The organism is Micromonospora sp. ZG13 (genome assembly GCF_059359355.1).
In genome coordinates, this window is sequence record NZ_JCADBQ010000006.1 from 244,497 (window position 1) to 263,727 (window position 19,231).

Annotated in this window: 10 protein-coding genes; all 10 read left to right on the top strand. The window is 72.7% G+C overall.

Going from position 1 to position 19,231, the window contains the following annotated elements; translation table 11 throughout:
- The first annotated feature begins 31 nt into the window (after window positions 1-31).
- The 10 genes from AC5L34_RS15935 to AC5L34_RS15980 are packed head-to-tail and all read left to right on the top strand — an operon-like array spanning window position 32 to window position 19,229.
- Window positions 32-1,654 carry a condensation domain-containing protein gene (locus tag AC5L34_RS15935; RefSeq protein WP_494825656.1) on the top strand — a complete coding sequence of 541 codons (1,623 nt, stop codon included), beginning with the start codon at window positions 32-34 and terminating at the stop codon, window positions 1,652-1,654.
- Window positions 1,651-3,459, top strand: coding sequence for an amino acid adenylation domain-containing protein (locus AC5L34_RS15940; protein ID WP_494825658.1), 1,809 nt, complete (start codon window positions 1,651-1,653; stop codon window positions 3,457-3,459). The genes AC5L34_RS15935 and AC5L34_RS15940 overlap by 4 nt, the downstream gene beginning before the upstream one ends.
- On the top strand, window positions 3,456-7,943 hold the full coding sequence (locus tag AC5L34_RS15945; protein WP_494825660.1) for a type I polyketide synthase: 4,488 nt from the start codon (window positions 3,456-3,458) through the stop codon (window positions 7,941-7,943). The genes AC5L34_RS15940 and AC5L34_RS15945 overlap by 4 nt, the downstream gene beginning before the upstream one ends.
- Window positions 7,936-9,174 carry a MupA/Atu3671 family FMN-dependent luciferase-like monooxygenase gene (locus AC5L34_RS15950; RefSeq protein WP_494825662.1) on the top strand — a complete coding sequence of 413 codons (1,239 nt, stop codon included), beginning with the start codon at window positions 7,936-7,938 and terminating at the stop codon, window positions 9,172-9,174. Before AC5L34_RS15945 ends, AC5L34_RS15950 begins: the two co-directional genes overlap by 8 nt.
- Window positions 9,171-13,229, top strand: coding sequence for a non-ribosomal peptide synthetase (locus tag AC5L34_RS15955; RefSeq protein WP_494825664.1), 4,059 nt, complete (start codon window positions 9,171-9,173; stop codon window positions 13,227-13,229). The genes AC5L34_RS15950 and AC5L34_RS15955 overlap by 4 nt, the downstream gene beginning before the upstream one ends.
- Window positions 13,226-14,476 (top strand): MFS transporter, encoded by a 1,251-nt coding sequence (locus AC5L34_RS15960; RefSeq protein WP_441175888.1) that lies wholly within the window; start codon window positions 13,226-13,228, stop codon window positions 14,474-14,476. Before AC5L34_RS15955 ends, AC5L34_RS15960 begins: the two co-directional genes overlap by 4 nt.
- Window positions 14,473-16,785, top strand: a complete 2,313-nt coding sequence (locus AC5L34_RS15965) for a non-ribosomal peptide synthetase (protein WP_494825666.1) — start codon at window positions 14,473-14,475, stop codon at window positions 16,783-16,785. The genes AC5L34_RS15960 and AC5L34_RS15965 overlap by 4 nt, the downstream gene beginning before the upstream one ends.
- The gene (locus AC5L34_RS15970) at window positions 16,778-18,067 is read left to right on the top strand and encodes an ATP-grasp domain-containing protein (RefSeq protein WP_494825668.1); all 1,290 of its coding nucleotides are present in this window, start codon (window positions 16,778-16,780) and stop codon (window positions 18,065-18,067) included. Before AC5L34_RS15965 ends, AC5L34_RS15970 begins: the two co-directional genes overlap by 8 nt.
- Complete coding sequence (locus AC5L34_RS15975; protein ID WP_494825670.1) at window positions 18,049-18,903, top strand: thioesterase II family protein; 855 nt, start codon at window positions 18,049-18,051, stop codon at window positions 18,901-18,903. The genes AC5L34_RS15970 and AC5L34_RS15975 overlap by 19 nt, the downstream gene beginning before the upstream one ends.
- Complete coding sequence (locus AC5L34_RS15980; RefSeq protein ID WP_494825672.1) at window positions 18,894-19,229, top strand: cupin domain-containing protein; 336 nt, start codon at window positions 18,894-18,896, stop codon at window positions 19,227-19,229. The genes AC5L34_RS15975 and AC5L34_RS15980 overlap by 10 nt, the downstream gene beginning before the upstream one ends.
- Window positions 19,230-19,231: the final 2 nt, after the last annotated feature.

The following is a 19,231-nucleotide window of genomic DNA, read 5'->3' on the forward strand; positions in this document are numbered from 1 at the left end:
ATACATGTAACTGGTTGATCAAGTTGAGGCGGTGTGTAAGTGTTCCTCCTGGTGGGCGACGGGGGGAGGCCGCGTGTCTGATCCATGCCTGGAAGTTTCCGACTATGTGCTCGAGGAGCTCGAGGACATAGTCGGCGGAAACACCACAGGAGCGATCTCCGCGGGCGTCACGGGTGACGTCAACGCCGTCTTCGGGATCGAGTTGACCGAGCGTGAAATCGCCACCGCGGACTCCCTGGTTGCCCTCGGCGTTCTCGTGCAGACGGCGCTCGTCAGCCGTTCCGTCGCCGGAACGGCTGACGACGAGCCCCGGCCCGATCGCCCGGCCGATGAGGAGGTGCCGCTGTCCGGCGCTCAGCGGCGCATCTGGTTCATGCAGCAGTTCTCCCCGTCCTCAACCGTTTACAACGTGCCGACCAGGTTGGAACTGACGGGCCCACTCGTCGTCGAGGCTCTGCACGCGGCGCTTACCGACCTCCTTGCCCGGCATGAGATCCTGCGGACCTACTACCCGGCGCGCTCGGGTGTGCCGTCCGTCGCGGTCCGGCCGGCGGGGCCCGCTGACGTGTCGCGGGTCGACGCGTCCACGGAAGCCGAGGTGGACCGGCTGGCCGAAGCGCAGGCGCGGATCCCGTTCCGGCTGGAGCGGGACCTGCCCGTCCGGTTCGTGCTGGTCCGCCGCGCGCCCGACCGACACATCCTGATCAGCACGTTCCAGCACATCGCCGTGGACGGCCTGACACTCGATCTGCTCAGCCGGGAACTGGGCGCCCTGTACAGCCGGTACGCCGGCCCGGGCCCGGCTCCGACCCCGCCGGCCGCCCGCCAGTACGCGGAGTTCGCTCGCGCCGATGCGGCGGCGGCCATCTCCGAGGCCCGGCGGAGGGCTGTCGCCGAGCGGGCCGCGCAGCTGAGCGGGATGCCGTTCCCGCTGGAACTGCCCACCGACTTCCCGCGGCCCCGGTCTCCCCGGTTCCAGGGTGACGCGGTGGCCGTGGCGCTCGACGAGAGCCTGACAGCGGGAGTGCTCGGCCTGGCCAGGCAGCAGCGGGTGACGCCGTTCGCGGTGCTGCTCGCGGCCCTCGCGGTCGTGCTGCGCCGGGCCGCCGGACGTCCGGATGTCGTCGTCGGGACGCCCGCCGCCGGGCGTCTGCTTCCGGAGTGCCACGACGTCGTGGGCTGTTTCATCAACATGGTGCCGGTGGCGGTCACGGTGCCGGACGGCAGCACCGGCGCCGGGGTGATCGCCGGCGCGGCGGAGTCGGCGTGGCGTGCCCTGGAGCGGCAGGACGTGCCGTTCGAGGACCTGATGCGCACGCTCACCCGCCGCAACGTGCAGCCGCTCACCGTCATGTTGTCGTACCAGGTCAGCGGTCCGCCGGTCCGCTTCGCGGGGCTTGCCGACACCACGCTCACGGTGAGCCGGCCCGCGGGGACGGCCAAGTACGACTTGAGCTTGTACGCCGTCGCCACCGGCCCCGCGATGCGGCTCGAGCTGGAGTACGACACCGACCTGTACACCGCGGAGACGGCGACCGCGATCCTGGGTGCCTTCCGCGCCCAACTGAAGGCGTTCGTGGCGGACCCGGCGGCGGCCGTGGACCTCCACGGGCCGAGTGGATTCGACAAGTCCGAACGTGTGGAGTTCTTATGACGCGGCTGGAGCCGGGCCTACGGGCCTGCGTCCATGAGCTGTTCTCCCGGCAGGTGCACGCTCGGCCGGACGCCGTCGCGGTCACCCGGGACGGCCACGACATGACCTACCGCGACCTGGACCGGCGGGCCAACGGCCTGGCCCACCGGCTGCGCCGGTTCGGCGTCGGGCCGGATGTGCCGGTCGCCGTCTGTGTCGAACGGTCGGCCGAGGCGGTCGTCGCGCTGCTCGGCGTGCTCAAGGCGGGCGGGGCGTACGTGCCGCTCGATCCTGAGCACCCGGACGAGCGGCTGGCCTTCATCTGCGGCGACTCGGGCGCGACCCTGCTGGTCACCGACCAGCGGGAGCGGACGTTCGGGATCGCGCGATCGATCCTGCTCGACAGCTCCGACGAGGAGACCTCAGGCGAGGACACGCAGCCGCCGCCGGTGGAGGTCCGGCCGGAGCACCTCGCGTACATCATCTACACCAGCGGGTCGACCGGCACGCCGAAGGGCGTCATGGTCGAACACCGCAACCTGGTGGCGCTGTTGGGTAGCACCAGCGCCCGGTTCGACTTCCGACCGGACGACGTGTGGACCCTCTTCGCGTCGCTCGCCTTCGACGTCTCGGTGTGGGAGATGTGGGGCGCGCTGCTGCACGGCGCCCGGCTGGTCGTCGTGCCGAACGAGGTGCGGCGGTCGCCGGCGGCCTTCCACGCCCTGCTGGCCCGGGAGGGCGTCACGGTGGTCAACCTGACACCCGCCGCGTTCCGCCAGCTGTCCCGCTACGACGAGGACGCCGCGCCGGCGCCGGTCCGTACCCTGCGCTGGCTGATCTTCGCCGGCGAGTCGCTCACCCCGGGCATGGTCGGCGCCTGGATGCGGCGGCACGGTGACGAACAGCCGGCGCTGGTCAACATGTACGGCATCACCGAGACCACGGTGCACAGCACGTGGCGGCGGATCACCCTGGCGGACCTCGCCGAGCCGGAGGCCAGCCTGATCGGCCGGCCGTTGGAGAACTGGACGGCCGTCCTCCTCGGCCCGCAGGGGGAGAGTGTCGCGCCGGGTGAGCCGGGCGAGCTCCACGTCGGCGGTGCCGGAGTGGCACGCGGTTACGTCGGCCGGCCCGACCTCACCACGGCCAGATTCGTGGACGGCCCGGACGGCGCGCGGCTCTACCGCTCGGGTGACGGCTGTCTGCTGCGGCCGGACGGGGAACTGCAATACCTGGGCCGGCTCGACCACCAGGTGAAGCTGCGGGGCTACCGGATCGAACTGGGGGAGATCGAGGCCGGGCTGCGCGGGCATCCCGCGGTGCACGAGGCCGCGGTGATCCTCGATCCGGACGGGGCGGCCGAACCCCGGCTGGTCGCCTACCTGGTTCCCACGGGCGCGGAGGCGCCCGCGCCGCCGGACCTGCGGGCCCACCTGAGCCGCACGCTTCCGGAGTACATGCTGCCGGCGCTGTACATGGTGCTGGACCGTCTGCCGCTGACCCCGAACGGAAAGATCGACGTCGCCGCGCTGCCCGCCGCGAGCGCGGAACGTCCGGAACTGTCCACACCGCTGGTCGCCCCGTCGTCACTGGCGCAGCAGCGGCTCGCCGAGATCTTCGCCGAGGTCCTCGGCCTGGACCGGGTGGGCCTGGACGACGACTTCTTCGAGTTGGGAGGGCATTCGATGCTTGCCGTACAGGTGGCCGCCTTGGCCCAGGAACGCTGGGAGATGCCTGTCTCGCTGCGGACGATATTCGACGCGCCGACGGTGCGGTTGCTGGCCGCGGAGGCGGACGCCGCGCCGGTGCTGGAGGCGCGGGCATGATCCCGGACAACGCCGTCGCCGTCATCGGCATGAGCGGCCGCTTCCCCGGAGCGCCGGACGTCGAGGCGTTCTGGCGGCTGATCGTCGACGGCGGTGTCGCCGCGACCCGGTTCACCCGTGACGAGTTGCTCGCCGCGGGCGTTCCCGCGCACGAGATCGATGCCGACGGACACGTTCCGGTGGGCTATCCGCTGGACGGGTGGGCCGAGTTCGACGCCTCGTTCTTCGGCTACTCGCCCGCCGAGGCGGCGATGATGGACCCGCAGCACCGGCTGGCCCTGCAGACCTGCTGGCAGGCGCTGGAACGGGCCGGATATCCGCCGCGCGGCACGCGGGAGCCGATCGGGGTGTTCCTGAGCGCTTCGTCCAGCGCCTATCTGGAGCAGCGGATGCCGCCGCGGGACGCCGCCGAGCGGGGCTCTGACGAGCTGCAACGGGTGATCGGCACCGACCCGGGGATGCTGGCGCTGCGGGTGTCGTACAAGCTGAACCTCACCGGTCCCAGCCTGACCGTCCAGACGGCCTGTTCCTCGTCCCTGGTCGCCGTGCACCTCGCGGTGCAGAGCCTGCTCACCCGCGAGTGCGACACCGCTCTCGCCGGCGGTGCGGCGATCCGGTCGCTGGACCCGCGCGGCTACCGGTACGAGGAGGGTTCGATCCTGTCCCCGGACGGGTCGTGCCGTCCGTTCGACGCCGAGGCCGGCGGCACCGTCTCCGGCGACGGCGTCGGCGTCGTGGTGCTCAAGCGGCTCGAGGACGCGCTCGCCGCCGGGGACCACATCGATGCGCTGATCATCGGCTCGGCCGTGAACAACGACGGCAGCACGAAGATCGGATTCACCGCGCCTTCGAGCGCGGGACAGGCCGCGGCGATCGACGAGGCGCTGGCCGTCGCCGCCGTGACCCCGGCCGACGTGCAGTACGTCGAGGCACACGGCACCGGGACGCCGCTCGGCGATCCGATCGAGGTGCGTGGGCTGACCGAGGTGTTCGCCCGTACCCCGCGTGCCGAGGCGTGCCTGCTCGGCAGCGTCAAGTCGAACATCGGCCACCTGGACGCCGCGGCCGGCATCGCCGGCCTGATCAAGACGGTGCTGGCGATGCGGTACGGCATCGTCCCGGGCACGGCCCACTTCCGGGAATCCAGCTCGCAGCTCAAGCTCGACCCGGCGCTGTTCCGTGTCCGCGGCGAGAGTTCGGGGTGGCCGTCCCCGCCGGCCGGGGCGCCGCGCCGGGCCGGGGTCAGCGCCTTCGGCGTCGGCGGCACGAACGCCCACGTGGTGCTCCAGGCGGCGCCCGCGCGCGCGGAAGCCGCCGACGACGGCGCCGGGAGGCGGGTGCTGCCGTTGTCCGGGCGTACCGCCGAGGGTCTGCTCACCACCGCCGGCAAGGTGGCGGCCGTGCTCGCCGGTCCGCATCCGGTCTCGCTCGCCGACGTGGCCCACACGCTCCAGCGGCGGCGCCGCCCGCTGACGGCTCGCACCTCCGTGGTGGCCCGTGACCTCGACGAGGCGATCAGCGCCCTGAACGCGCTCACCCCGCAGGACGTGGACACCGTCGGCGCCGACGACGACCAGCCGCCTGGCGTGGTCCTGATGTTCCCGGGCCAGGGCAGCCAGTACGCCGGGATGGGTGCCGACCTCTATCGCGACGAGCCGGCGTTCCGGCGGGCGATGGACGAGTGCGCCGAGGCCTTTCGGCCGCATCTGCGCTTCGATGTGCGCGAGGTCGCCTTCGGCGACGACGAGGAGCTGCTCGGGCAGACCGAGTACACCCAGCCCACGGTCTTCAGCGTGGGATACGCGACGGGCCGGCTGCTGCTCGACGCCGGGATCGAACCCGCCGCGATGATCGGGCACAGTCTCGGTGAGTACGTCGCGGCCTGCCTGGCCGGGGTGTTCAGCCTGCCGGACGCGGCCCGGATCGTCGCCGCCCGTGGTGCCCTGGTCCAACGGGCCACCCCCGGCCGGATGATCTCGGTGGCGCTCGGCCCGGAGGAACTCGCCACGGTGGTCCGGGACCACGGCACGATCGCCGCCGTGAACGGCCCCGAGCTGTGCGTACTGGCCGGCACCGACGACCAGATCGCCGCCGCCGAGCGGCTGCTCGCCGAACGGGACGTGCCGGTCCGCCCACTGGCGACGTCCCACGCCTTCCACACCACGCTGATGGACCCGATCCTGGCCGAGTTCGCCGCGGTCGTCGCCGACGTCACCCGCAACGCGCCGCGACGTCCGTTCGCCTCCAACGTGACCGGTCGCCTGATCACCGCCGAGCAGGCCACCTCCCCGGACTACTGGGTCGCGCATCTGCGCCAGCCGGTCCGGTTCGGGGACGGCCTGTCCGGGCTGCTCGGCACCGGCGACGACCGGCGCGTACTGGTGGAGGCCGGCCCCGGGTCGGCGCTGACCGCGATGGCCCGGCTGACCGGAACGACCGCGGCCCTGGTGCCGTTGCTCGCGCGACGCGACCGGCCGCCGTCGCCGCTCGCCGCGGTGTGGCGGGCCGGCGTGGAGATCGACTGGGCTGCCCAGGGGTGCGCGGGCCGGGTGGTTCCGCTGCCCGGCCTGGAGTTCGACCGCCAGGAACACGCGCTGCCGTGCCGTGATCCCGCCGACGGACGGACCGACGAGCCGGCCGAGCCGCTGCGTTGGACGTACGCGCCGGTGTGGCATCGCGGCGGCCGGGTGGCCGCCGACCCGGCGGGGACGCCGGAGACCTGGCTGGTGATCGAGGACGAGGTCGGGCTCGCACACCGCATCGGTGTGCTGTTGCGGGCGGCCGGGCACGAGGTCGACTCCGTCACGGCGTCCGCCCTGACGGATCCGCAGGAGGCACAGCGGCTGGTGCAGGGGCTGGCCGCCGAGGGGCGGCTGCCGAGCCGGGTGCTGCACGCCGGGGCGATCCTCGGCGCCGACGCGGGCGATGCGATCGGCTCCTTCGACCTCGTGCAGGGTCGCGGCCTGCTCGGCCTGGTCGGGCTGGCGCAGGCGCTCAACGAACTGGGCCACCTGGACGGGCTCGGCGTCGTCGTGCTGACCGACCGGTTGCAGGAGGTCGCCGGGTCCGTTCCGGTCCGCCCCGAGCGGGCCACCGTCCTCGGGGCGGTGACGGTGCTGCCGCAGGAGTTCACCGGCCTGCGCTGCCGCGGCGTCGACGTGGAACTGCCGCCGCCCGGTGCGGAGGCCCGGTGGGCCGAACTGGCCACCACGCTGACCGGCGAACTGCTGGCCGCGGTGCCCGACGACCTGTTCGTCGCCTACCGTGACGGCTTCCGGTGGCGCCGGGCGTTCGCTCCCGTCGAGCTGGCCGGCGGCGTGGCGGTGTGGCGTCCGGACGGCGGCTACCTGCTGCTGGGCGCCGACACCGAGACCGGGCTGATGGTGGCCGAGGAACTGATCGCCCGCGGGGCGCGGGTGGTCGGCGTGACCGAGCCGGCCGCACCCCCGCAGGACCGGCGGGCTCGGCTCACCGACCTGCAGGAGCGGGCCCGGGGACAGCTGACGCTGCTCACCGCCGATCTGCTGGACGCGGTGCAGGTCACCGCCGTGATCCAGGAGGCGCTGGTCCGGCTGGGCCGGCTGGACGGCGTGTTCCACCTGCTCGACCACCGGGCCTCCGGCATGGTCGCGATGAAGTCGGCGACCGACATCATGGCCACCCTGAACGCCCGGGTGCGCACCACGTTGCTGCTGGGCGCGGCCCTGGACCAGATGACCGGCGACGGCTTCGACGGTTTCCTGCTGCTCGGCTCCTCCATCACGGGCGTGGTCGGCGGGTTCGGGCAGCTCGAGAACTGCGCGGTGGCGGCCTTCCTGGAGGCCTACGCCCACACGCACGACGTGCCTGGGCGTACCGTCACCGCCCTGCACTGGGGACAGTGGAGCTGGGACGACTGGTTCGAACAGCAGATGGCGGGTCTGCCGGAGATCCGGGCCGACTACGAGCGGCAGCGCCGCCGGTACGGCATTCCGGTCGCCGAAGGGCTGGAGCGCACCGAGGCCGCGCTGGCCGGTGGGCTGCCGTCGGTGCTCGTCTCCACCCGCGATCTGCGGGACGTGCTCAGCGAGCAACTGCAGCTGACCGCCGCAGGGTTCGCCTCGGCGGTCGTGGCACCCGGCGAGGCGGCCGATCCAGGCTGGGACCCCGCCCGGCTGTGGCCGGACGACGAGGTGGCTCAGCAGGTCGCAACCGTTTGGCGGGAGGTGCTCGGCGTCACTCTCGACGAGCCGGACACCGACTTCTACACCGTCGGCGGCAACTCGCTCTTCGCCATCCAGGTGGTCGCCCGGCTCCGGCAGATCTTCGGCCCGCTGCCGATGAGCGTGATCTTCGAGGCGCCGTCCGTGGCGGGTCTGGCCGCCGCAATCCGTGCCCATCAGACCCGAGCCCTGGCCGACGAGGAGATAGCGAGCATGCTCGACGAGGTCGAAGCCATGTCACCCGAGGAACTCGAAGCGCTGCTGGCGAGCGACCATGGCTGAGGCCACGGCGTCCCGCGACGAGCTCCAGCGGCGACTCGCCACCCTGACCCCGCAGCAGCGTGCGGCATTCGAGCGTCGCCGCCGTGAGCGGGCGGCCGCCGCCGGACCGGTCCCGGCCGTCCCGCAGGCGAGCGGCCCGGCCGCCCCCCGCCGCCGGCGACGCCCGGGCAGCACGATGGACTTCAGCGTCTTCTTCTTCTCCGGGGACGGGTCCAGCGTCGAGGAGAACCGCTACGACCTGTTGCTGGAGTGCGCCCGGATAGCCGACCGGGAGGGATTCGCCGGCATCTGGGTGCCGGAGCGGCACTTCGTCGACTTCGGCGGTCTCTACCCGAACCCGTCGGTGATCGCGGCGGCGCTCGCCGTCGCCACCGAACGGATCCAGATCCGTGCCGGCAGCGTCGCGCTGCCGCTGCACCACCCGGCCCGGATCGCCGAGGAATGGTCGGTGGTGGACAACCTCTCCCACGGCCGGGTGGCGATCTCGGCCGCCTCCGGGTGGCATCCGGACGACTTCGTCCTCGCCCCCGGCGACGGCGCCCAGGTCTACCAGGACCGCAAGAACGTGATGTTCAGCCAGCTCGACACGGTGCAGCGACTGTGGGCCGGTGAGACCGTCGAGATGCCCGGAATCACCGGCACACCGACCGCCGTGCGCACCCTGCCGCGCCCGATCCAGCCGCGGCTACCGGTGTGGGTCTCCTCGCAGGGCAGCATCGACACGTTCGTGCAAGCCGGCCGGGTCGGCGCGAATCTGCTCACCGGACTGGTCGCGCAGCAGCCGGAGCAGGTCAAGGCGAAGATCGCCGCCTACCGGCAGGCACGCGCCGACGCCGGGCACGACCCGGACGCCGGCGTGGTCACCGCGATGGTGCACACCTTCCTCGGCTCGGATCTCGACGAGGTACGCGAGATCGTCCGCCGCCCGCTGATCGACTACCTCGGCACGTTCCTGCGCCAGCAGGACAGCACCGGCAGCGGGTACGCGCTGCTGTCCGGAGCCGAGCGTGAGGTGATGCTGTCGGCCACCTTCGACCGGTACTTCGACCATCTGGCACTGCTCGGGACGCCGGACACCGGTGAGAGCTTCGTCGAGGACCTGATCGACCTGGACATCGACGAGGTGGCCTGCCTCGTGGACTTCGGTGTGGCGCCCGACCTGGTGATCGAGGGACTGACCCACCTGACCGAGTTGAAGAACCGCTACCAGGGGACCCGGGGTGTCGCATGACCGAGCTCGCACAACGGCTGGCGCAGCTGACTCCGGCACAACGGGCGGTGCTCGACCGCCGGCTGCGGGAGAAGGGTGCGCGGGCGCCCGAGGTGCCGCCGGTCACCCGCCGTAGGGACATCGGCGGCCACGCGCTCACCGTCGACCAGGAGCGGATCTGGCTGATCCACCAGTTCGACCCGGACGACCCGGCGTACAACATCTTCTTCGCCGCGCGTCTCACCGGGCGGCTGGATCTCGACGCGTTACGCCGGGCGGTCGGCGACTTCGTCGCCCGGCACGAGCCGCTGCGGACCACGTTCGTGGCAGTGGACGGGCGGCCCCGGGCGGTCGTGCACGAGCAGGTTCCGGTCGATGTGGTGGTGACCGACCTGCGGCACGTGCCGCGGGACGAGCGGGAGGCGGTGGCGCAGCGGCTCGCGCTCGACGAGATCCGTACGCCGTTCGACCTGACGGTGTGCCCGCTGATGCGGATCCGCCTGCTGCGGATCGCCGACGACGAACACATGCTGCTCGGCACCGTCGACCATCTCATCTGGGACCGGGCCTCGCTCACCGTGTTCAACGCCGAGTTCCCGGAGTTGTACAACGCGCACGCCACCGGGCGCGCGCACACGTTGCGACCGGTGGAGCTGCACTACGGCGACTACGCCGAATGGCAGCCCGGCTGGCTGAGTCGGGAGGTGGCGACCCGGCACCTGCCGTACTGGAGGGAACAGCTCGCCGGGGCCGCGCCGGCGTTGGAGCTGCCCACCGACCGGCCGCGCCCGCCGGTGCAGACCTTCCACGGCGCGCGTCACCAGTTCCGCCTCACGCCGGAACTCACCGCGGCGATCCGGGAGCTGGCCCGCGCGGAGAACGTGACCGTGAACGTCGTCCTGCTGGCCGCCTGGCAGCTGCTGCTGCACCGGCTGTCCGGCCAGGAGGACATCGTGGTCGGCACCACCTCGTCGACCCGGGGGCGGCCGGAGACCGAGTCGATGATCGGCTACTTCCTCACCATGCTGCCGCTGCGTGTGCGGGTGCGCCCGGAGATGAGCTTCCGGGAGCTGCTCGGCGAGGCCCGGACGGCCGTGCTGGGTGGGTTCGACCATCACGATGTGCCGTTCGGGGTGCTGCTGGACGCACTCGACGTGCAACGCGACCCGAGCCGGAACCCGGTCTACCAGTCGACGTTCATCTACGTCGACTTCGTGCACGAGGAACGCGTGCCGCTGCACGGACTGCGCACCGAGACGGTCATGCTGGACAACCTCACCGCGAAGGACGACATCACCCTCGGCTTCTTCGACGATCGTTCGCTCGGCGACGACCACTTCTACGGCCTGCTGGAGTACAACACCGACCTGTTCGACGCCGAAACGGTGGAGCGGATCGGCGAGCAGGTCGTCCAGCTGCTGGAGCAGCTCGTCGTGGACCCGGGGCGCACCGTCGCCGACTACCAGCTGATGGACGCCGAGCAGGTGCACCAGGTGGTGGTGGAGTGGAACGCGACGGCGGCCGAGCGGGACCCCGACGCCACGGTCGACCGGCTCGTCCGCGAACGGGCGCTGCGCACACCGCACGCGGTCGCGGTCCGGTGCGGTACGCAACAGTGGACGTACCAGCAGCTGATCGATCGTGCGGCGGTGATCGCGCGGCGGCTGCGGCTGCTCGGGGTCGGCCCGGAGGTCGTGGTCGGCGTCGGACTGGAGCGCTCCTGCGACCTGGTGGCGGCGCTTCTCGGCGTCCTCTGGGCGGGCGGCGCGTACCTTCCGCTCGATCCGTCGCACCCACGCGAGCGGCTGGCCGGCATCGTCGAGCGCTCCGACGCGCGGGTCGTGATCACCACGGCGGAGCACAGCGACGGTGTGCCGGCGCCCGAGGTGCTCCTCCTGGACGACCTGCCGCAGCGGGAGACGGAGCAGGAGCCGTCCGCGTCGGGTGACGGCCGGCGGCTGGCGTACGTGATCTACACGTCCGGTTCGACCGGCACGCCGAAGGGCGTGGAGATCACCCACGGCAACTTGATCAACGTACTGCTCGACCTCAACGACCGGGTCGGCGTGGAAGCCGGCGAGGTGCTGGCCGCGGTCACCCCGGTCACCTTCGACATCGCAGGTTTCGAACTGTTCGGGCCGCTGCTGGCCGGAGCCACCGTCACGGTGCTGCCACGGGCGGACACCCGCGAGGGCGGTCGGCTGGCGCGGGCGCTGGCCGAGTGCGGCGCCACCGTGATGCAGGCGACGCCGACGACCTGGCGGCTGCTGCTCGACGCCGGCTGGCGCAACCCGGCCGGCCTGCGGATGCTGGTCGGCGGCGAGGCGCTGCCGCCCACCCTGGCCGCCGAGATGGGTTCGCTACCCGGTCGCGCCTGGAACGTGTACGGGCCCACCGAGACCACGATCTGGTCGACCATCTGGCCCATCCCGGCCGAAGGCGAGCCGGTGTCGATCGGCCGGCCGCTGGCGAACACCCAGGTCTACGTGCTGGACGCGGATCGCCGGCCGGTGCCGGTCGGCGTACCCGGCGACCTCTACATCGGCGGGGCGGGCGTGGCCCGCGGCTACCGCGGCGCCCCGGAACTGACCGCGCAGCGGTTCCTCCCCGACCCGTTCCGCACGGGCGGCATGCTCTACCGGACCGGCGACCGGGCCCGGTGGCAGCGCGACGGCACGCTGATCTTCCTGGGCCGTGACGACAACCAGGTGAAGCTGCGCGGACACCGGATCGAACTGGGCGAGATCGAGTCGGCGCTGGAGCGGCATCCCGGCGTACGACGCGCCGTGGTGATCGTTCGCGAGGACCGTGTCGGCGACGCGCGGCTGGTCGGCTACGTCGAGCCGGCCGGCGAGGACCTCCCCACCGCGCCCGAGCTGATCGCGGACCTGCGCGGAACCCTGCCGGACTACATGATCCCCGCCGCGGTCGTCGTGCTCGACACGCTGCCGATGACGGCCAACGGCAAACTGGACCGGACGTCGCTGCCCGCGCCGTCGATCGACCGCGCCGCGGCCAGCTACGCCGCGCCACGCAATCCGTTGGAGCTGCGGATCGCCCGGATCTGGGAGGACGTGCTCGATGTCCGGCCGGTCGGCGTCCACGACCGGTTCTTCGACCTGGGCGGGCACTCGCTGCTGGTGCTGCGGCTGATGGCCGAGCTGGAGGCGGCGTTCGGCGTGACCCTGCCGATGGCGGCGATCTTCCAGGGCGCGACCGTCGAGCAGTTCGCCCGCATGGTGCGGGACGGCTTCCGCCCGGAGGGCGACGTGCACGCGATCCGGCTGCGGGCCGGCGCGGACACCGAGACACCCATCTTCTTCGTGCATCCGGCGGGCAGCGAGGTGGTCTGCTACATGCCGTTCACCGAGCTCGTCGAGCCGGCCGAGCGACCGCTGTACGCCCTGGCGTCGCCCGAGCCGGTCGACGGCCGGTTCCCGTACGAGACGTTCGAACAGCGCGCGGCCGCATTCGCCGGGTTGGTCCGCGAGCTTCAGCCGTCCGGCCCGTACGAGCTGGTGGGCTGGTGTTATGGCGGTTCCAACGCCTATGCCGTGGCCGCCGAGCTGGAACGTGCCGGTGAGACCGCGTCGGTGGTGCTGATCGACGCCCACCCGCCGGCCCCGGTGGACGTCGAACCGGACCGCGCCGAGATCGTCGCGGCGATCGCCGCCAATCTGCGCTGGGACCACCAGGACGACACGGCTGTCGACGACCTGCGCGCGATGAGCGACGACGAGCACATCGACCACCTGCTGCGCATCGCCCGTGCGGCGAACTACCTGCCGGCCGACAGCGGGCGGGCGCAGATGGCGTCGGTCGTCGAGATGTGGCTGGCGAACCTCCGCCTGCTGTGGAGGTACGAACCGCCGCCGCTGCGCGGCCCGGTGACCCTGGTCCGGGCGGAGGCCGAGGAGCTCGTGCCGTTCCGCGCGTGGCAGTCGCTCGCGGCGGGGCGGTTCCGGGAGGTCGAGGCGCCCGGAAACCATTACACGGTGGTGCGGTGGCCCCACGTCAGAGTGGTGGCACAGGTCGTGAGCGATGCCCGTAACCGGGCGCTAGGGGACGAGTCGTGAGAGAACTGCTGCGGGACAGGGTCTACATTCGCTACTGGCTGGCGGTGGTCACCTCCTTCCTGGGAGACGGCATCGCCAAGGTCACCGTGATCTTTGTGGCGGCGGACCTGACCGACTCGCCGGCGCTGTTCATCGCCGCCATCGTCATCGCGCAGCTGTTGCCGTCCGGGGTCCTCGGCACGTTCATCGGCCCGCTGGTGGACCGGATGTCGCCGCGGGTGCTGCTGGTCGGCGCGGACCTCGCCCGCGTGGTGATCGTCCTGGCGATGATCTTCGCGGTGGACTCGGCATGGCTCCTCGTGGTGCTGATCTTCCTGGAAGGGCTGGGCAAGGCGGTGTTCGAGACCGCCCGGATGGCCGCCATCCCCAAGGTCGTCGGCAAGCACAGCATCCCGGTCGCCATCGCACTGTTCCAGAGCACCGTGCAGGCGCTGAACCTGGCCGGCCCGCTGCTCGGCGGCTTCCTGATCCTGGTCGCCGGGGTCAAGCTGGCGTTCGTGGTCAACGCGGTGACCTTCGTGGTCTCCGCGCTCCTGCTGGGCAGCATCGCGGTGCTCAAGGAGGCCACCGTGACCGCAGCCGGGCCGGGCCAGTACTGGAGTTCGCTGCGGACCGGTGTCACCGGCGTGCTGAGCATCGGGTCGCTGCGCCTGGTGGCGTGGGCGATGGTCCCGGTGATGCTGGCGATCGGGCTGTTCACCACGAACGTCAACACGCAGTTGCTGGCCGGGTTCGACCTGCCCGCCTTCGAATTCGGCCTCGCCCAGGCGATGCTCGGCGGCGGCGCGATCATCGGGGCGTTCCTCGGGCCGGCCCTGGTCCGGCGGCTCCCGCTGACCGGGCTGCTGGCCGGCGCCGTCGCCCTGTTCGCCGTCTCCCTGCTGGTGCTGTGGCCGATCGACGACCGCTGGCCGGGCAGTGGTGTGGCCCTGGTCTGCGCGTGGTGCGCCCTGGTCGGCCTCGGCATGAGCCTGGTGCAGGTGCCGGTGGCGAACATCCTGCTCCGGGACCTTCCCGAGGACCTGCGGGGACGAGGGATCGCCCTGCTCAACGCAGTAATGATCAACTTCTCGATCGTCGGCGTCCTGCTCGGCGGCGTGGTGGCCAACGCCATCGGCGCGGCCGCGTCGATCGTCCTCACCGGTGTCGTCCTGCTGCCGCCGGCCCTGGTGCTGTTGTCCAGGTCGCGCACCGAGAAGAACAACCTCGCTCCGGCTGCCGACACCGAGGCGGGGGTCCCGCGATGAGCGCGGACAACCTCGCCACGCCAGTCGACGCGGAGCTCGGCCTGCCGGACGCGGAGTTGGTCGCCGCCTGGGCGATCGTCCGTGCCGCCGTCCTCCGGCAGCAGGCGCTCACCCTCCCGCTCGACCTGCGTGGGCAGTCGACCGAAGTGGACGTCGACCTGGCCGCCACCCCGACCACCAGCGACCTGATCGCGCACTGCGCGTCCGCGCTGGCGGTACGGCGGCCGGCTGGTCGAGGCCCGGCCGTCGACCCGATCACCCTCGCCGTCACCGAGGCAGGGGCGGAACTGCGGCACCGGTCCGGCGCCGTCGACCCGATGCAGGCCACGCTGCTGGCCGAGCTGGCGGGCCGGGCCGTACGGGAGCTCCACCGCGCGCCGCACAGCCCGCCGTCCGACCTGGACCTGCTCAGCGACGACGACCGGCGCCAGCCGCAACGCTGGCGGCAGGCCGCTCACCAGGTCGTCGACGGGCCGGCGCCCGAGCGCCACCGGGCCGTCAGCGAGCAGGCACGCCGGGACCCCACCCGGCTCGCCGTGATCTGCGGGGAGCAGCGGCTCACCTACGGCGAACTCGACGCCCGGGCGAACAGGCTCGCGCACCTGCTCGCCGACCGGGGCGTCGGCGCCGACGTCCGGGTCGCCCTCTGCCTGCCACCGGGCATCGACCTGGTGGTGAGCATGCTCGCCGTGCTCAAGGCGGGCGGTTGCTACCTACCGGTCGATCCGGGGTTCCCGACCGCCCGGATCGCGTTCCTGCTGGACGACGCCGACGTCGCGGTGGTGCTTGTCGACGACGCGACGCCCGCCGCCGCCACGGCGGGACGGCCGGTCGTCCGGCTCGGCACGGAGCAGGCGCGCGAGCAGCTGGCGGCCTGGCCCGAGACGCCGCCGGCCGACCCGTCCGACACCGGACGGCTGGGCTACATCCTCTACACCTCCGGATCCACCGGCGAACCCAAGGGCGTTGCGGTTCCCGAGGCAGCGGTCGGCAACCTGCTGCGATCGCTCGGCCGGTACGTGACGTTGCGGCCCGGCGACACCGCACTGGCCAGCTCCGCGCCGGTCTTCGACATCTCCACCGTCGAGATCTTCCTGCCGCTGGTGAACGGCGCGCGGGTCGTCGTCGCGACCCGCGACCAGAGTCGCAGCCCGGCCGAGATGGTCCGGCTGATCGACGCGTACGACGTGCGGTTCGTCCAGGCCACGCCGACCGCGTGGCGTCCGCTCACCGACGCCCTGACGGCCGGTGGGCGACGCGAGCGCCTCCAGGCGCTGACCGGCGGCGAGCCGCTGACGGCGGACCTCGCCGCCCGGATGACCGCGGTGGCCGGTCAGGTGATCAACGGGTACGGCCCGACGGAGACCACCATCTACTCCACGTTCGCGCGGATCACCGACCCCGCCGACGTGACGATCGGGGAGCCGGTCGACGACACCACCCTCTACGTGGTCGACGCGCGGGACCGGCTGGTTCCCGCCGGCGTCCCGGGTGAGCTGCTGATCGGCGGCCGCGGTGTGGCCCGCGGCTACCTCAACCGGCCCGAGCTCACCGGCCGGCTGTTCGTCCCGGACACCTGGGGACCGGCCACGCCCGGCGAGACGGTGTACCGGACCGGCGACCTGGTGTGGTGGGCGCCGGACGGCCGGCTGCGGGCGATCGGGCGCATCGACACCCAGCTGAAGGTTCGCGGCCACCGGATCGAACCGCGCGAAGTGGAGGCCCGGCTCGACGCGCACCCGGGCGTCACCGCGTGCGCGGTGCGGGCGCGCGAGTTCGGGCCGGACGACACCCGGCTGGTCGCGTTCGTGGTCACCGGGGACGGCCGCCCGCTGTCCCTGGCCGACCTGCGGAGCTGGTGCGCCGACACGCTACCGGAGTACCTCGTCCCGACCGTCTGCCTGACGCTCCCCGAGCTGCCACAAACCGGTAGCGGCAAGCTCGACGAGCGTGCCCTGCCCGACGCCGCGCGGATGCGGGACGGCCTTACCTCCACCCCCGGCGGAGAGCACAGCCGGGTGGAACCGCGTACCGCCGCGGAACGGGCGGTGGCCCGCATCTGGCGGGAGGCGCTGTGGGCGGACGAACTCGGCGTGCACGACGACTTCTTCGAGCTGGGCGGCGACTCGCTGGTGGCCACCCAGGTCACCCTCCGCCTGCAACAGGAGTTCGTGCTCGACGTGCCGATGCGCGCCATCTTCCAACACCCGACGGTGAGCGAGCTCGCCGCCGCGCTGGTTCGGGCGCGCCGCGCCGGCGGATTCGACGTCCCGGCACGCGCCGGAGCCGGGGAGGGGCGCGATGGGTGACCGCGAGACCCTCCTCGTCGTCTACGACCGGGGCAGCCTGGCACCCACACGGCTGGCTCACGCCGCCGAGGCCAACGACGTGGAGCTGGTTTTCCTGGTCGGCGCCCAGACCCTGGGCGGCGGCGTACGGGACCGGCAGGCCGAGGCGCACACCGAGCTGATGCTGCCGACGCTGCGGATGCTCGGGGACACGATCGACGCCACCGGTACGGGCGAGGACGAACTGCTCTCCCTGATCAGTGGGCACCGACCAGCCGGCATCGTGACCTTCAGCGAGTTCCAGCTGGAGTCGACCGCCCGGCTCGCCGACCGGCTCGGCCTGGCCCACCACCGGCTCGCCGATCTGCCCGGGATCACCCAGAAGGACGTGCAGCGCCGGCGATTCGCCGAACGGGGGGTCGACGCCGTACGGGTCGCCACGATCACCGGCACCGACCAGGTCGACGCGGCGGTCGCACACGTCGGGCTGCCCGCCGTGGTCAAGCCGGTACGTGGCGCGTCCAGCCGGAACACCGTCGCCGTGCACACCGTGGCGGAGGCGCACACGTTCGTGGCCCGGGCCCTCGCCGGTGACGGACCGGGCCCCCGCGAGTCGGCTCTGATGCTGGAGGAGCTGCTCGTCGGCCGGCCGACGCCCGCGCCCTGGGGTGACTACATCGCGGTGGACTGCGCGGTCTCCGCCGGGCGGGCCGAGGCGATGTTCGTGACCAGCAAGTTCGCGCTGGCCGAGCCGTTCCGGGAGCGGGGCGGCTACGGCGGCCGGTCGTTCGTGGAGGACTCCCTGGTCGCCGAGGTGGAGGCGCTCGCGTGTCGGGCGGTGGAGGCGGTCGGCGTCACCACCGGCATCGCCGACGTCGAGATCAAGCTGACCGGGGCGGGTCCACGGGTGATCGAGGTGAACGGCCGCCTGGGGGCCTGGGTCGACGATCTCGCTGTCCGCTCCGGCTTCGCCGACCCGGCGGACGTCGCTGTCCGCGCGGCGCTGGGCCGCCCGTTCGAGGCCCGCCGGCGGCCCGCGCCGGACAGCCCGATCGCGTTCCACTACCTGCTCGTGCCGCCGGTGCACGCCCGCCGGGTGCGGAGCATCCAGAACGTGTCCGCGCTGCGCCGGGTGCCGCGCGTCGGGCGGGTCTCGGTGCTGACCGCTCCGGGGGAGCCGGCGGACTGGCGGCTCGGCGCGGCGGCGAACGCGGCCGCGGTGACCGGCGCCGCCGGATCCCACGCCGAGCTGGCCGACACCGTCGCCGCACTGGAGGAGGTGCCGTGGATCGCCTACGACTGAGCGGTGGCGACTCCGCGGCGATCGAGCTGCCACCGTCGCGGTGGCTGCGGCCGTGCGCCCCGACCGGAGCTTCCGGTCCCTTGCGCGCGGTGCTGGTCCTGCTGCCCCATGCGGGCGGCGCCGCGCACACCTACAGCGCCTGGGGCCCGGCCCTGCCGGAGGGCGTCACCGCGCTGGCGGTCGAGTACCCGGGCCACGGCACCCGGATGAGCGAGCCGCCCAGCGCCGACCTGGGCAGCGTCGTGACCGAACTCAGCGACCTGCTCGTCGCGGTGCAGGATGCGCTCGACGGCCGTCCGCTCATCCTCGGCGGGCACAGTTTCGGCGCCCTGCTCGCCCACGAGATCGCCGTTGAGCTCCAGAACCGTGGCCGGCCCGTCCCCGACCTGTTCCTCTCCGCGGCGGCGCCGCCGCACCGCCGGGCCGGGCTGCCGGACATCAGCCGATGGGACGACGACGCGCTCGCCGCGGCCCTCGGCGACATCGGCGACCTGCCGCGGGAGATCCTCGCCGACGTCGAGGCCCGCGCCCTGTACCTGCCGATGATCCGACACGACTTCGTGCTCGCGCGGCGGTACGGCCCCGACGCCCGCACCGCCGCCACGGCGGTACGGACCCGGGCCGTGATCGTCGGCGGTGCGGAGGACGGCCGGTGCCCCGCCGCCGACCTCGCCGCCTGGACCGACCTGATCGACGGCCCGGCACAGGTCACCGTGCTGCCGGGTGGCCACTTCTACTACCGCGACCAGCTCGGCGCGGTCGGCCGGCTCATCGACGGCCTGGTGACCGCGCCGCGACCCGCCACGCCACTGAAGGAGGGACCCGAATGCCCATGAGACGACTGCACTTCACCCCCGCCACCGGCACGACGACCGAACTCATCCCCGGCTACCAGGGCCGGTTCGTCCACGGTGACCAGTTGACGGTGGCGATCTGGGACGTCAAGGCCGGCAGCGAGGTGCCCAGCCACAGCCACCCGCACGAGCAGATCGTGAACTGCCTGGAGGGCACGTTCGAGATGCGCGTGGGCGGCGAGGTCTTCCTGATGGGCCCGGGTGACAGCGTCGTGGTGCCGGGTGGCGTCGAGCACTCGGCCGTGGCCCACACCGACGCCCGCTGTCTGGACGTCTTCCACCCCGTACGCGACGACTACCGGATCTGAGG

Bases quoted from the DNA above. Each gene is read 5' to 3' on its own strand.
- AC5L34_RS15965 (WP_494825666.1), top strand. From the start codon at position 14,473: ATGAGCGCGGACAACCTCGCCACGCCAGTCGACGCGGAGCTCGGCCTG.
- AC5L34_RS15970 (WP_494825668.1), top strand. From the start codon at position 16,778: ATGGGTGACCGCGAGACCCTCCTCGTCGTCTACGACCGGGGCAGCCTG.
- AC5L34_RS15950 (WP_494825662.1), top strand. From the start codon at position 7,936: ATGGCTGAGGCCACGGCGTCCCGCGACGAGCTCCAGCGGCGACTCGCC.
- AC5L34_RS15955 (WP_494825664.1), top strand. From the start codon at position 9,171: ATGACCGAGCTCGCACAACGGCTGGCGCAGCTGACTCCGGCACAACGG.
- AC5L34_RS15980 (WP_494825672.1), top strand. From the start codon at position 18,894: ATGCCCATGAGACGACTGCACTTCACCCCCGCCACCGGCACGACGACC.
- AC5L34_RS15945 (WP_494825660.1), top strand. From the start codon at position 3,456: ATGATCCCGGACAACGCCGTCGCCGTCATCGGCATGAGCGGCCGCTTC.
- AC5L34_RS15940 (WP_494825658.1), top strand. From the start codon at position 1,651: ATGACGCGGCTGGAGCCGGGCCTACGGGCCTGCGTCCATGAGCTGTTC.